This is a genomic window from Ruegeria sp. AB6, from assembly GCF_056542685.1.
In genome coordinates this window covers 152,133-165,325 of record NZ_JBQGAD010000001.1, presented here as the reverse complement: position 1 = coordinate 165,325, position 13,193 = coordinate 152,133, and the positions used below count along the sequence as shown (strand labels likewise).

The following is a 13,193-nucleotide window of genomic DNA, read 5'->3' as shown; positions in this document are numbered from 1 at the left end:
GGGCGCAGGGCGTGGCACTGTTGGGATAAGATTTTTGATCCGAGCGCTATGACATCCACGCCAACGCTTCGCATTGCCAGCTACAACATCCAGAAATGCGTCGGGCTTGATTTCCGCCGCCAACCGCAGCGCATCATGCAGGTCATCGACAATATGAAGGCCGATATCGTTGTGTTGCAGGAGGCCGACAAACGCCTGCCACCACGCCCCGCAGCCCTGCCGCATTTCATGCTGGACGAGGCCGGATGGCAGATTGTCGATCTGGGCGGGGCAGGCAGTCTGGGTTGGCATGGAAATGCGGTGATCTGGAAGGGTGACACGATCCAAGTGCGACAGACCGGACATCACGACCTTCCGGGGCTGGAGCCTCGGGGGGCGGTGCGGGTTGAATTCGACACTCCCATCGGGCCGCTGCGCGTGATGGGAATGCATCTGGGCCTACTGCCCGCATCGCGCCGTCAGCAGATCACCCATATCCGCCGCTGTGACGTTGACCTGGCGCAGATGCCTACAGTCTGGGCCGGGGATTTCAACGAATGGTCGCGTCAGCCGGTGCTGGATCATCTGGCACCTGACATGCGGTTCCTGCCTCCGGTTCCCAGCTTTCCCGCCGCGCAGCCTTTGGGCGCGTTGGATCGCATCGCGCTGGGCGCAGGGCTCGAGGCGGTGGTGCATGGCGTTCACGATGCGCGACCTGCACATATCGCCTCGGACCATTTGCCGATCTGGGCCGACCTGCGGCGCGTTGCCTAAGATACAATTCCCCTGTGGCGCAGAGTGCGCAGACGTATTAAGACAGAGAACCGAATACACCCCGAGGGTCACTCATGTCCGACACGATTATCGCCCGTTGCGAGGCCAAGGGCCTGCGCATGACAGGTCAGCGCCGCACCATCGCCCAGGTGCTGCAACAAAGCGAGGATCACCCGGATGTAGAAGAACTGTATGCCCGCGCTTCAAAGGTCGATGCGGGGATCTCTATCGCGACGGTCTATCGCACTGTGAAGCTGTTCGAAGAAGCCGGGATTCTCGAGCGTCTGGAATTCGGTGATGGCCGCGCGCGCTATGAGGATGCCGAACGGGACCATCACGACCATCTGATCGACATGCAATCGGGGCAGGTCATTGAATTCGTCGACCCCGAGATCGAGGCTTTGCAGGAAAAGATCGCGGCCAAGCTGGGCTATAAGCTGAAAGGCCACCGGCTGGAACTCTATGGTGTTCCGCTGGAACAGGACTGATTCATCACGAATCGCGAACGGTGACCGCACGCGAATTCATGTATTCCGTGCGGATAGGGCTTGCCTGACCAAGCCGTGTTCGATTTCTGTGATCGGGCGAACAGCGCTCCTCTGACGGATCGGATCATGAACAACGTAAACGGCATTCTATTGGTCGTCGGCGCAATGGCGGCCTTTGCGCTTGAGGATACGTTCATCAAGCACCTGTCGGCCTCGGTGCCGACCGGTCAGATCATGATTTTGCTGGGTGCGGTGTGCGGCCTGATCTTTGCGTTGATGACCGTCGTAACGCGCAAGCGCATCTTTGATCGGGCTGCGTGGCGCCCCTTGCCACTTGTCCGTGCAGTCAGCGAAGGGGTCGGTGCGATTGCCTTCGTGACTGCGCTGGCCTTAGTTGATCTGTCCACAGTCGCCGCCGTTTTCCAGGCATTGCCGCTTGCCGTAACTGTCGGCGCGGCGCTGTTTCTGGGTGAGCAGGTCGGCTGGCGTAGGTGGAGCGCGGTCTGCGTCGGGTTTCTGGGCGTTTTGATGATCATCCGCCCCGGTCTGGCCGGGTTCCAGCCTGAGACCCTGTTGGTTGTGATCAGCGTTGTCTGTATTGCCGCACGGGATTTGATTACACGGCGACTGGACGCTGATATCGCCTCGTCCGTAGTGGCGATGCAGGCCTATATCGCGGCGATCTTGGGCGGGTTGGTGCTGATGGTGGTACAGGCGCAACCGCTGGTCCCGATCACAGGCCCGCAGATGGGGCCGTTGACTGGGGCCGTTCTGTTTAGTGTTTTGGGCTACTACGGCATCGTCACGGCGATGCGAGTGGGGGACGCCTCGGCGCTGACTCCGTTCCGCTATACACGGCTGGTGTTTTCGATCACGGCGGGCATGATCATGTTCGGCGAACGCCCGGACCTGATGACCATTGCGGGGGCTTCGTTGATCCTAGGATCGGGTCTTTACACTTTCCTGCGGGAACGTCGTTTGGCGCGGGTCATGGTGGCTGCGGCTTGACGGATCGTCGCAGGTTTGCGCAAACACCTGCTTCGCAATGTGTTAGCGATAACATGAATGGTTTACTTTTTGCCCTGTGATGCTATGAGGCGTGCAACTGATTGCAGCCACAGGAATGCGCCTCATGAGCACCATCATCGACATCCACGCACGCGAAATTCTGGACAGTCGGGGCAACCCGACTGTGGAAGTGGACGTGATCCTGGAAGACGGCACCATGGGCCGTGCGGCTGTGCCCTCGGGCGCGTCCACAGGGGCCTATGAGGCGGTGGAAAAGCGCGACGGTGACAAGGCGCGCTATATGGGCAAGGGCGTGCTGGAAGCGGTCGCTGCCGTGAACGGTGAGATTGCCGAGGAGCTGGTGGGTTTTGACGCGACTGAACAGGTCGCCATCGACCAGGCGATGATCGAATTGGACGGGACCGAGAATAAAGGTCGTCTGGGCGCAAACGCTATTCTGGGTGTCTCGCTAGCGGCGGCCAAGGCGGCGGCGGATTTCACCACCCAGCCTTTGTACCGCTATGTCGGCGGCACCTCGGCCCGCGTTCTGCCAGTGCCGATGATGAACATCATCAATGGCGGCGAACATGCCGACAACCCTATCGACATTCAGGAATTCATGATCATGCCGACCTCGGCAGCGAATATCCGCGAGGCGGTGCGCATGGGGTCCGAAGTGTTCCACACACTGAAAAAAGAGCTGTCCTCGGCCGGTCTGGCCACCGGCGTCGGTGATGAGGGCGGCTTTGCCCCCAACATTGCCAGCACGCGCGAGGCGCTGGATTTCATCCTGAAATCCATCGAAAAGGCTGGCTACAAACCCGGTGAAGAAATCCACCTGGCGTTGGATTGCGCCGCGACCGAATACTACAAAGACGGCAAATACGTGCTGGCGGGCGAGGGCACGACACTGACGTCCGAGGAAAACGCGGCCTATCTGGCGGCGCTGGTCAATGACTATCCGATCATCTCGATCGAAGACGGCATGTCCGAAGATGACTGGGACGGCTGGAAAGCTCTGACCGACGCCATCGGCAACGAGGTGCAATTGGTGGGTGACGACCTGTTCGTGACCAACCCTGAACGTCTGGCCGAAGGCATCGATCGCGGCTGTGCGAACTCGATGCTGGTCAAAGTGAACCAGATCGGTTCGCTGACCGAGACGCTGCGCGCTGTCGATATGGCCCACCGCGCGCGGTACACCAACGTGATGTCGCACCGTTCGGGCGAGACCGAGGACGCCACCATTGCAGATCTGGCGGTTGCGACCAATTGCGGTCAGATCAAAACCGGCAGCCTCGCGCGGTCGGACCGGCTAGCCAAATACAACCAGCTGATCCGCATCGAGGAATCGCTAGGTGAGGTCGCAGAATATGCGGGGGCTTCGATCCTCAAACGCTGATCGTACCAAAAGACGCAAATCGGCCCGGTCTTCGCTGGAAGGCCGGGCTTTTTCGTCTCTCGCCCTGAACTCGTGGGGAATCGGTTATGCGGATTGTCCGATCCGCACCCTTTATACGCGTTGAAAACCTCGTGCTGTCGCCTGAAAAGTGCGCGCAGGTTACGTTAGGTAAAGAATCTTCAATTTTTCGAAAAATTTTTGTCCAACGTTTGCAAGTAGTTGCCAACATTGTGGCAACATAAAGGCAATTTTGTGTGAACTTTTCCCTATTTGGGCGAGGCCGCCAAACCCTAACCTGAGGTCACTACTCGAAAGGAGAATACCATGACTGGTTCCAAATTCCTTCTTGCGGCAACAGTGATTAGTACTGTTTTTCTGGCGGCCTGCTCGGCACCAGGTGTTTACCCGGTTTCAGGGCAGGCAGTTTCAGCAACCGACCCCGTCAAAGACATGGATTCGCCCATCTATATGTATAGAGGCGAGTTGCGCTAACGTGCTGTCGCTGGGGGGCTGACAAAAGACTGCTATCAGAGCTTCTTGCTCATCAATACATAGCGATCGCGCGGTTTGAAGCCGGTGCGCAGATATAGCTTCTGCGCGGTTTCATTGGTGCGGTCGACCTCAAGGTGCAGGGCGGTCAGCCCGGCACTGGCAAGGGCTTTGGGCAGGTCCAGCAGCACCTCGGTGGCGATGCCGCGACCCCGCACGGCGGGGCGGATGTAAATCTCGTCGATAAAGGCGTCCATTCCGCCGAACTCGACAGACCACCCAAAGGTCAAAACCGCGTATCCAAGCGGTGCACGCGCCGGACCGATCAAATATACGCAGCCATGGGGAATACCGTCCAGCAGCGGTGCCAGCGCGTTGCGCCGGTGATCAGCGTCCTGATCGATGCCCGCTTCGGCGTGAAAGGCGGCGACAAGGGTCATCAGACGGCCCAGATCCTCAGGCCGGGCGAGTTTAAGTGCAGCACTCATAGTCGAGCCAGCCGTTCGGTTAGCAGATCGAAGAACCCTTGTGCATCGACGCTGCCCATGAACATGGCGTTTGCCGGGCGATCTGTGACGCGCCACCAATCGGCAACGGTCATGCCCAGTGTCAGCTCGGACTGGGTCTCGATCTCGACATTGATGTGACGGCCCGAGAACAGCTCAGGCCGGATCAGATAGGCGGTCACGCAGGGATCGTGCAGGGGTGCGCCCTCCGATCCGTATTTTTCCTTGTCGAACCGTTCGAAGAAATCAGTCATCTCGGCCACTGCTTGTCCGACCTTGCTGTTCAGCGCGCGGAAGGCGTCGTTGCGGTGTGGCGTGACCAGCGCGTCATGGGTCACGTCCAGTGGCATAACGACGATGGGCGCGCCGGATTTGAACACGATATCAGCGGCTTCAGGGTCGACATAGATATTGAATTCCGCCGCCGGAGTGATGTTGCCGACCTCAAAGTACGCCCCACCCATCAGCACGATTTCCTGTACCCGGTCAACGATATCGGGGGCCTTGGTGAAAGCCGTCGCAATATTGGTGAGCGGCCCCAGTGGGCATAGAGTCACCGTGCCCGGCTCATGCGCGCGCAGGGTGTCGATGATGAAATCGACCGCGTGCCCTTGGGCCAACGGCATTTGCGGATCGGGCAGAACGGGACCGTCCAGTCCGGTTTTGCCGTGCACATGTTCTGCTGTGACCAAAGGGCGGTTCAGCGGCCGATCACAGCCTGCATAAACCGGCACGTCCGTGTGGCCGGCCAGTTCGCAGACGATGCGCGCGTTCTTGGCGGTTAGCTCCAGCGGCACGTTCCCGGCGACGGCTGTTACGCCCAGCAAGTCGATTTCATCCGGGCTGGCCAGCGCCAACAGGATGGCAACGGCGTCGTCCTGACCGGGGTCGGTGTCGATAATGATTTTGCGCGGCATGGGTGTCTCCGGGGGTCGTGAAGGGCGGACACTCGCAAGTGTCAAAGCACTTGTCCAGCGGTTTCAGACCCCCGTGGCGACATCCACCGGCGGGAGTTTGCCATTGGCGCGATGCTCCTCGGTTTTCACCTCGTCCCACAGCGCGTCCATCTCAGCCAGATCGCTTTGGCTGGGTGTTTTACCGCGTTCGGCCAGACGGGATTCGACCTGTTCAAACCGGCGAGTGAACTTGGCATTGGTGCGGCGCAGGGCGGCTTCGGGCTCGATCCCCAGATGACGGCCCAGATTGACGATCACAAACAGCAGATCGCCGAATTCGTCTTCGAGTGCATCGGCATCCATGCTGTCGCGGGCCTCCTCCAGTTCGGCGGCCTCTTCGGTGATCTTGGCTAGAACATGGCTGGCGTCGGGCCAGTCGAACCCCACGCGCGCGGCGCGTTTTTGCAGCTTGTGCGCGCGCAGCAGGGCAGGCAGGTTCGTGGCCACACCGTCTAGCGCGCCTTTCTGTTCCTTACCTGCACGTTCCGCTGCCTTGATCGTTTCCCAATCCAGCGTCTGCTGTTCGGCAGACTTGTCGCGGGATTCGTCACCGAACACATGTGGGTGACGCGCAACCATCTTGTCGGACATGGTGCGGACCACGTCTTGAAAGGTGAAATGCCCAGCTTCTTCAGCCATTTGTGCGTGAAAGACCGATTGGAACAGCAGGTCGCCCAACTCTCCCTTCAGCTCGTCATAAGCCTCGCGTTCGATAGCATCAGCGACCTCATAGGCTTCTTCGATCGTGTATGGGGCGATGGTCGCAAAATCCTGCTCGATATCCCACGGACAGCCAGTCTGCGGGTCGCGCAGGCGGCGCATGATCTCCAGCAGACGTTCGATGCCTGCGTCTTTATCGTGGATCAGAGGATTTTCGGCCATTGCGAACCCTTTCGTTCCGGTGTCAGATGCATCCATTCCGCAGACCGCAACAGGAGTCCACCCCAGATGCCCGTCGTCAACCGAATTGCCGATTATACCGCCGATATGACCGCGTGGCGGCAGCACCTGCATACGATCCCTGAACTGAAATTCGAATGCCATGAAACGGCAGCTTTCGTGGCCGAGCGTCTGCGTGAATTCGGTGTGGACGAGATTCACGAGGGGATCGCGACCACCGGCATCGTCGCCATTATCAACGGGCAGGGCGAAGGGCCTACCATCGGTCTGCGCGCTGATATGGATGCGCTGCCGATCCCTGAGGAAACCGGGGTGGACTATGCCTCGACCAAGCCGGGGAATATGCACGCCTGCGGTCACGACGGACATACGACAATGCTGCTGGGCGCGGCGCGCTATCTGGCCGAGACGCGGAATTTTTCGGGCCGCGTGGCCCTGATCTTTCAACCCGCCGAAGAGGATGGCGGCGGCGCGGGCGTCATGGTCGAGGAAGGCATCATGGAGCGGTTCGACATCTCTCAGGTCTACGCCCTGCATAATGCGCCGGGCGTGCCCGAGGGGATGTTTCAGACCAATACCGGTCCGATCATGGCTGCGGTGGACACGTTTGAAGTTCATATTCAAGGTGTCGGCGGCCACGGGGCGATGCCGCATGAAACCCGCGATCCTGTGATGGCGGCCTGCGGGATTGCGCAGGCGATTCAGACCATTGTCAGTCGCAACAACTATGCGCTGGACGATCTGGTGGTCTCGGTCACTCAGATCCATACCGGTTCTGTGAACAACGTGATCCCTGATACTGCCTATATCAACGGTACCGTGCGCACCTTTGATCCGAATGTACAGAAGATGGTGATGGATCGAATGGCGCAGATCGTGCAGGGTCAGGCGCAGTCTTACGGGGTCGAAGCTCGGCTGGATTATGAGGTCAATTACCCCGCCACGATCAACGACGCCGCCAAGGCTGAATTCGCCGCCGATGTGGCGCGCGATATCTCGGGGGATGAGCGCGTGCTGACCGAGGTTCCGCCGATGATGGGGGCCGAGGATTTCTCATTCATGCTACAATCGCGCCCCGGTGCCTATCTGTTTGTGGGGCAGGGTGATGGCGCCGGGCTGCACCATCCGAAATACAACTTCAACGATGAGATCGCGCCCATCGGGGCATCCTTCTTTGCGCGGATCGTCGAAAAGGCACAGCCACTGGGCTGATAAGGAAAAGACATGGGACTGGAAGACGCAAAAACTCAGGTGGATGAGGCATTCACCAACCCCGACCTCAAGGGGCTGTCGTTCGAGAATACCTTTGGTGGAGCGACGTCGTTTCTGCGGCGGCTATACACCAAGGATTTGAAAGGGGTGGACATCGCCGTGACCGGCGTGCCGTTCGATCAAGCGGTGACGAACCGCCCCGGCACCAGGCTGGGCCCGCGCGCAATCCGCGAGGCCAGCGCGCTGCAATCGCCCGATGCGCCCTATGGCTGGCCCTTCGATGCGCTCAGCGAGTTGGCCATCGTAGATTATGGCGACATGGCCTATGACTATGCCAATATCCCAGCCTTTCCCGACACGCTGACCGACCATATCCGCACCATTCTGGCAGCTGATGTCGCTTCGGTCACTTTGGGCGGGGATCACTATATCAGTTTCCCGATCCTGAAAGCCTATGCCGAGAAATACGGGCCCATGTCGCTGCTGCAATTCGATGCGCATACGGACACATGGGCCGATGACGACATGACCCGCGTGGATCACGGCACGATGTTCTACAAGGCGGTGAAATCGGGGATCGTGGACCCCAAGCGATCCGTTCAGGTGGGTATCCGAACCACTAACGAAGACACTCTGGGCGTCAACATCATCGATGCGCGCGAGGTCTACGAATCCGGCCCGGCCGCCGTGGCGCAAAAGATCAAAGAGATCATGGGCGACAGCCCCGTTTATCTGAGCTTTGACATCGACGGATTGGATCCCGCTTTTGCCCCCGGCACCGGTACACCCGTCTGGGGTGGTCTGAGTTCTATTCAGGCGCAGATCATCTTGCGTGACATTGCCGGGATCAACATCAAGGGCGGCGATGTAGTCGAGGTCTCTCCGCCTTTTGATACCTCGGGCGCGACGGCGATCGCCGGTGCCCATGTGGCGACGCAGATTATTTGTCTTTTGGGATGGAACAAACTGCAGCCTTAACCATTGGTTAGCCATCTTTCCGGTATCACCTTAGCCAAAAGGTCGGACGGGAGAGATACGGGCATGACACAGTTTAACCAACCCCTCAGCGGCAATGATCTGGCGCGGTTTTCGGGGCCGAACACGTTCATGCGCCTGCCGCAGGCGGAGTCTCTGGCGGGGCTGGATGTGGCCGTGCTGGGCATTCCGATAGATATCGGCACCTCGTGGCGGTCGGGCACGCGGTTCGGGCCAAAACAGATCCGCGCCGAAAGTGCGATGATACGGCCCTATAACATGGCCAGTTTTGCCGCGCCCTTTGACAGCCTTCAGATCGCCGATATTGGCGATCTTGCGATCAACACGTTTTCACTGGCAGAAAGCCTGAAGATCATCAAGGAAAGCTATGACGCCATTCTGGCGCAGGGGGTGACGCCAGTTGCGATGGGCGGCGATCATTCGATCACCCTGCCAATCCTGCGGGCGATCGCGGCCAAGCACGGGCCTGTGGCGCTGGTGCATGTGGATGCGCACGCCGACGTGAATGACGAGATGTTTGGCGAGCGTGAAACCCATGGCACCGTCTTCCGCCGCGCCTATGAAGAGGGCCTGATCGTCCCCGACAAGACCTTTCAGATCGGCATTCGCGGCTCGGGCTATGCGGCGTCAGATTTCACCCAGGCCAAGGGCTGGGGTTTTAAGCAATTCCCCGCGTGGGAGTTGTGGCAGCAGAACCTGACGGTAATCGGCGCGCAAATTCGCAATGAGATCGGAGAGCATCCGACTTATATCACCTATGATATCGACAGCCTTGATCCGGCCTTTGCGCCCGGCACCGGTACGCCTGAGATCGCCGGATTGACCACGCCGCAAGCTCTGCAATTGCTTCAAGCTTTGAGTGGGGTGAACGTGGTGGGCTGCGATCTGGTCGAGGTGTCTCCGCCCTATGACCCTGCGGGGACGACGGCGCTGACGGCGGCAAACCTGCTTTTCGAACTGCTATGCATCCTGCCTAGCGTGACGTCACGGTAAGGGGGCGCTTGGTGCCTTGCCGGGCGCTAAGAACCAAATAGGTTCTGCGGAAACACGAGGTTCAGGATGAAGAAGATGGTCGTTTGGGTGCTAGTCGGGGCTGTTGTGGCTCTGGGGGTTTATATCCGTCTCGCACCCTCTGACCCTGCCCAATGGCATATGCCGCTGACTGCAACGGCGGATACGGATATGCAAGGCGGCGTCATTCGCATCGTTGAAACCGGGCCGGAAGGTCTTGCCCGACTGGACGACATCGCGCAGGCCACGCCGCGCACTACCGTGCTGGCCGGGTCGGTGGATGAGGGGATGATCACCTACATCACCCGCAGCAAAGTGATCGGCTTTCCCGACTACACCACGGTCCAGCAGGACAGCGATACCCTGCGCATCCATGCGCGCCTGCGCTTTGGGCGATCAGATTTTGGGGTAAACCGTAACCGTGTTGATGAGTGGCTTGCTGCGCTCCAACCCTGAGGACAAACACCCCTCGGACACCTCGCGCCACATTGGCACGTTCAGCGACATCTGACACTGCGCCATGAACATCCGGCCGTCGACCTGCAAGCAGATCATCTCACCCAAATCCACGCGTGCACCTGATTTGTCTGTGCAATAGCAGTCGCGCACCTTGCCGTCCGGCCCGACGTAATCCGCCATGGCAGGCACCGCAAACAGCGATAAAACGAAAACCAACCCCTTCATGCCGGCTATCTTAGCACAAGCTCGGCCCTTGACCAAAGCGGCATATTAGGGGACACCGCCCAGATGATCCCCGAAGAACGCCTTGAGCAGATAACCCAGCGATTCCAATACCTCGAAGCGGCCATGTCCGATGGTGCCTCGGGTGGAGATATTGCGGCCTTGGCCAAGGAGTATTCGGATCTCAAGCCCGTGGTTGATCAGATCATGGCCTGGCGGCAATTGCGGGCCGATTTGGCCGAGGCCGAGGCGATGCTGGCCGACCCCGACATGAAGGAACTGGCTGAAGAGGAAATTCCTGATCTTCAGGCCCGTATCCCGCAGGCAGAACATGCGCTGCAATTGGCGCTGTTGCCCCGAGACGAGGCCGACGCACGCCCAGCGATGCTGGAAATCCGACCGGGCACGGGTGGGGACGAGGCCGCATTGTTCGCAGGCGATCTGTTGCGCATGTATCAGCGCTATGCCGAGGCGCGCGGCTGGCGGTTTGAGATCATCGAAGAACAGGCCTCCGATCTGGGTGGCATCAAAGAGGTGGTGGCCCATATCAAGGGCGAGAACGTCTTTGCCCGGATGAAGTACGAATCCGGCGTGCACCGGGTGCAGCGCGTGCCCGAAACCGAAAGCGGGGGGCGGATTCATACCTCGGCAGCCACCGTGGCCGTTTTGCCCGAGGCTGAGGATGTGGACATTCAAGTCGACGCCAATGACATCCGTATCGACACCATGCGCAGCTCGGGCGCGGGGGGACAGCATGTGAACACTACCGACTCGGCGGTGCGCATTACCCACCTTCCGACCGGGCTGGTTGTGACCAGTTCCGAAAAATCCCAGCACCGCAACCGCGAGATCGCCATGCAGGTGCTGAAAACGCGCCTTTATGACATGGAGCGCCAGCGGATCGACAGTGAACGCTCAGCCGATCGGGCCAGTCAGGTGGGGTCCGGGGACCGCTCTGAGCGGATCAGGACCTATAACTTCCCGCAGGGCCGCATGACGGATCACCGCATCAACCTGACGCTTTATAAGTTGGATCAGGTGATGCAGGGCGACTTGGACGAAATCATCGACGCGCTCACCGCTGACGATCAGGCGCGTTTGCTGGCCGAGATGGCACAATGAACGGGCCGCAGACAGCGGCTATGGCGATGGTTGCCGCGACGGCGCGGCTACGCGCGGCGGGCGTCGATGATCCGGCGCGCGATGCACGTGTTCTGCTTGCCCATGCCGCCCGGATCGAGGCCAGCCGTGTCACCCTGATTGCGCCAGAGGAATTGGCGCCGGAAATCGCCGAACGCTATGATCAACTGATCGCGCTGCGGGCCATTCGGGTCCCGGTGTCGCATCTGCTGGGCGAGCGTGAATTCTACGGCCGTCGGTTCCGTGTCAGCCGCGATGTTCTGGACCCGCGTCCCGAAACAGAGACCCTGATCGAAGCCGCCTTGAGCGAGCCTTTTGATCACGTTCTGGACCTGGGCACAGGTTCGGGCTGCATTCTGATCACTTTGCTGGCTGAACGCACCAGCGCGTCGGGCGTTGGCGTTGATCTGAGTGAATCGGCCTGCCTGCAAACCAGTGCGAATGCCGTGCGTCACCAGGTACAAGACCGGGTGGAGGTTCTTCAATCTGATTGGTTTGGAAACATTGAGGGTCAATACGACCTTATTGTCTCGAATCCCCCGTATATTTCGCTGTCCGAAATGGAGGCGCTGTCCCCGGAAGTACGCGAGCATGAACCGCGCATGGCTCTGACCGACGAAGGGGATGGGCTTGGGGCGTACAGACGCATCGCCGCCGGTGTGCCTGATTTTCTATTACCGGGCGGGCGGTTGCTGGTGGAAATTGGCCCGACGCAGGGCGCTGCCGTGGCGGCGCTTTTTGATGCGGCTGGTTTGTCAGAGACGCGCGTTATTCCTGATCTGGATGGGCGCGACCGCGTCGTTTTCGCCAGAATGCCGCAATGACGACACGTTCTGAGGCCGATTTCTGCCGATTGATGTAAAAAAGCAGCGAAAAATGGGACAAACCCCTTGTCTGAACCTGCCGGACATGTTTACTCAGGAATAGTCAGCGAGGTTGACGCCGTTACAGCGCGCCCCTGACGCCAAGCCCAAAAAGTCGACATCGCGTCACAGCTAAAGCCTTTGAGCAGTGTACGTCGCGAGGTGATCGACATCGTAAGACAAGGCTGACGAAAGTAGATGAGATCTTCCAAATCCCGCTCGCGGGCCAAGAATAACCGCAATCGTCCTTCTGGCGGCAACGTTGTAAACCGGGTCTTTGACAGCTCGGGGCCGGAAGGCAAAGTGCGCGGCACGCCCCAGCAGATCATTGACAAGTACAACCAGCTTGCCCGCGATGCGCAGCTGTCCAATGACCGTGTGGCCGCCGAGAATTTCCAGCAACATGCCGAGCATTACCTGCGTCTGTTGAGCGAAGCCCAACGCGAGATGGAAGCCCGCCGCGAAGAGCAGGAGCGGCAGAACCGCGAACGCCAGGCCGAACGTGACCGCGAGCGCGCCGAGCGTCAGGAACGTGAAGCCGCCCGTCAAGCCGACCCGGCAGAGGCTCCGCAGCCTGATGTGATGGGGTTCGCGCCCGAAGATGCGGCACCGGAATCCGGTCTGGTGGAGACACCCGAAAGCAAAGGCGGCGACGCCGCACCTGAGAAGAAGGAAAAACCGGCACGCAAGCCACGTGCGCGCAAGCCCAAGGCCGCGCCCGCAGCGGAAGAACCCGCTGCCGACAAGGGAGACGCCCCGGAGGCGGCTGAGTAATCGGTTTGAATAGC

The 13,193-nt window shown here is 59.7% G+C and carries 16 protein-coding genes; 12 read left to right on the top strand and 4 right to left on the bottom strand.

The features are described 5' to 3' along the window. Positions 1–48: 48 nt before the first annotated feature. The 5 genes from ACR0DB_RS00810 (at position 49) to ACR0DB_RS00790 (ending at position 4,143) form a co-directional block, all read left to right on the top strand. Positions 49–753: an endonuclease/exonuclease/phosphatase family protein gene (locus ACR0DB_RS00810; protein WP_480548240.1), complete on the top strand. Its 705-nt coding sequence runs from the start codon at positions 49–51 to the stop codon at positions 751–753. A 74-nt stretch (positions 754–827) separates the two neighbouring features. Beyond that, the gene (locus tag ACR0DB_RS00805; protein WP_480502502.1) at positions 828–1,241 is read left to right on the top strand and encodes a Fur family transcriptional regulator; all 414 of its coding nucleotides are present in this window, start codon (positions 828–830) and stop codon (positions 1,239–1,241) included. 126 nt (positions 1,242–1,367) lie between these two features. Next, complete coding sequence (locus ACR0DB_RS00800) at positions 1,368–2,249, top strand: DMT family transporter (protein WP_480549076.1); 882 nt, start codon at positions 1,368–1,370, stop codon at positions 2,247–2,249. 124 nt (positions 2,250–2,373) lie between these two features. Next, positions 2,374–3,651 (top strand): phosphopyruvate hydratase, encoded by a 1,278-nt coding sequence (eno, locus tag ACR0DB_RS00795; RefSeq protein WP_170774461.1) that lies wholly within the window; start codon positions 2,374–2,376, stop codon positions 3,649–3,651. A gap of 324 nt (positions 3,652–3,975) precedes the next feature. Further along, a complete protein-coding gene (locus ACR0DB_RS00790; protein ID WP_480548238.1) occupies positions 3,976–4,143 on the top strand; it encodes a hypothetical protein in 168 nt (55 codons plus the stop codon). 35 nt (positions 4,144–4,178) lie between these two features. Here ACR0DB_RS00790 and ACR0DB_RS00785 read toward each other — a convergent pair whose 3' ends face one another. The 3 genes from ACR0DB_RS00785 to mazG form a co-directional block, all read right to left on the bottom strand. After that, positions 4,179–4,628 carry a GNAT family N-acetyltransferase gene (locus tag ACR0DB_RS00785; protein ID WP_170788724.1) on the bottom strand — a complete coding sequence of 150 codons (450 nt, stop codon included), beginning with the start codon at positions 4,626–4,628 and terminating at the stop codon, positions 4,179–4,181. Beyond that, positions 4,625–5,563, bottom strand: a complete 939-nt coding sequence (locus ACR0DB_RS00780; RefSeq protein ID WP_480548236.1) for a nucleoside hydrolase — start codon at positions 5,561–5,563, stop codon at positions 4,625–4,627. The genes ACR0DB_RS00785 and ACR0DB_RS00780 overlap by 4 nt, the downstream gene beginning before the upstream one ends. A gap of 63 nt (positions 5,564–5,626) precedes the next feature. Further along, positions 5,627–6,484, bottom strand: a complete 858-nt coding sequence (gene mazG / locus ACR0DB_RS00775) for a nucleoside triphosphate pyrophosphohydrolase (protein WP_480548234.1) — start codon at positions 6,482–6,484, stop codon at positions 5,627–5,629. Between the two features lie 66 nt (positions 6,485–6,550). Between mazG and ACR0DB_RS00770 the strand changes: the two genes are divergently transcribed. From ACR0DB_RS00770 to ACR0DB_RS00755, 4 genes are all read left to right on the top strand, one after another. Next, positions 6,551–7,714 carry a M20 aminoacylase family protein gene (locus ACR0DB_RS00770; protein ID WP_170774451.1) on the top strand — a complete coding sequence of 388 codons (1,164 nt, stop codon included), beginning with the start codon at positions 6,551–6,553 and terminating at the stop codon, positions 7,712–7,714. Positions 7,715–7,726: 12 nt separating this feature from the next. Next, a complete protein-coding gene (gene speB, locus ACR0DB_RS00765) occupies positions 7,727–8,692 on the top strand; it encodes an agmatinase (protein ID WP_170774449.1) in 966 nt (321 codons plus the stop codon). Between the two features lie 63 nt (positions 8,693–8,755). Then, positions 8,756–9,703 carry an agmatinase gene (speB, locus tag ACR0DB_RS00760; protein ID WP_480548232.1) on the top strand — a complete coding sequence of 316 codons (948 nt, stop codon included), beginning with the start codon at positions 8,756–8,758 and terminating at the stop codon, positions 9,701–9,703. A gap of 66 nt (positions 9,704–9,769) precedes the next feature. Continuing rightward, positions 9,770–10,177: a DUF1499 domain-containing protein gene (locus ACR0DB_RS00755; protein ID WP_480548230.1), complete on the top strand. Its 408-nt coding sequence runs from the start codon at positions 9,770–9,772 to the stop codon at positions 10,175–10,177. On the opposite strand, the gene ACR0DB_RS00750 is transcribed toward ACR0DB_RS00755, so the two are convergent. Next, entirely contained in the window at positions 10,118–10,405 is a 288-nt protein-coding gene (locus tag ACR0DB_RS00750) for a hypothetical protein (protein WP_480548228.1), read from the bottom strand. The two genes, ACR0DB_RS00755 and ACR0DB_RS00750, sit on opposite strands and share 60 nt — an antisense overlap. Positions 10,406–10,468: 63 nt before the next feature. Between ACR0DB_RS00750 and prfA the strand changes: the two genes are divergently transcribed. From prfA to ACR0DB_RS00735, 3 genes are all read left to right on the top strand, one after another. Beyond that, complete coding sequence (prfA, locus tag ACR0DB_RS00745; protein WP_480548226.1) at positions 10,469–11,524, top strand: peptide chain release factor 1; 1,056 nt, start codon at positions 10,469–10,471, stop codon at positions 11,522–11,524. Continuing rightward, positions 11,521–12,366 (top strand): peptide chain release factor N(5)-glutamine methyltransferase, encoded by an 846-nt coding sequence (prmC, locus tag ACR0DB_RS00740; protein WP_480548224.1) that lies wholly within the window; start codon positions 11,521–11,523, stop codon positions 12,364–12,366. Before prfA ends, prmC begins: the two co-directional genes overlap by 4 nt. Before the next feature lie 237 nt (positions 12,367–12,603). Beyond that, entirely contained in the window at positions 12,604–13,179 is a 576-nt protein-coding gene (locus tag ACR0DB_RS00735; protein WP_170774436.1) for a DUF4167 domain-containing protein, read from the top strand. The last annotated feature ends 14 nt before the right edge of the window (positions 13,180–13,193 follow it).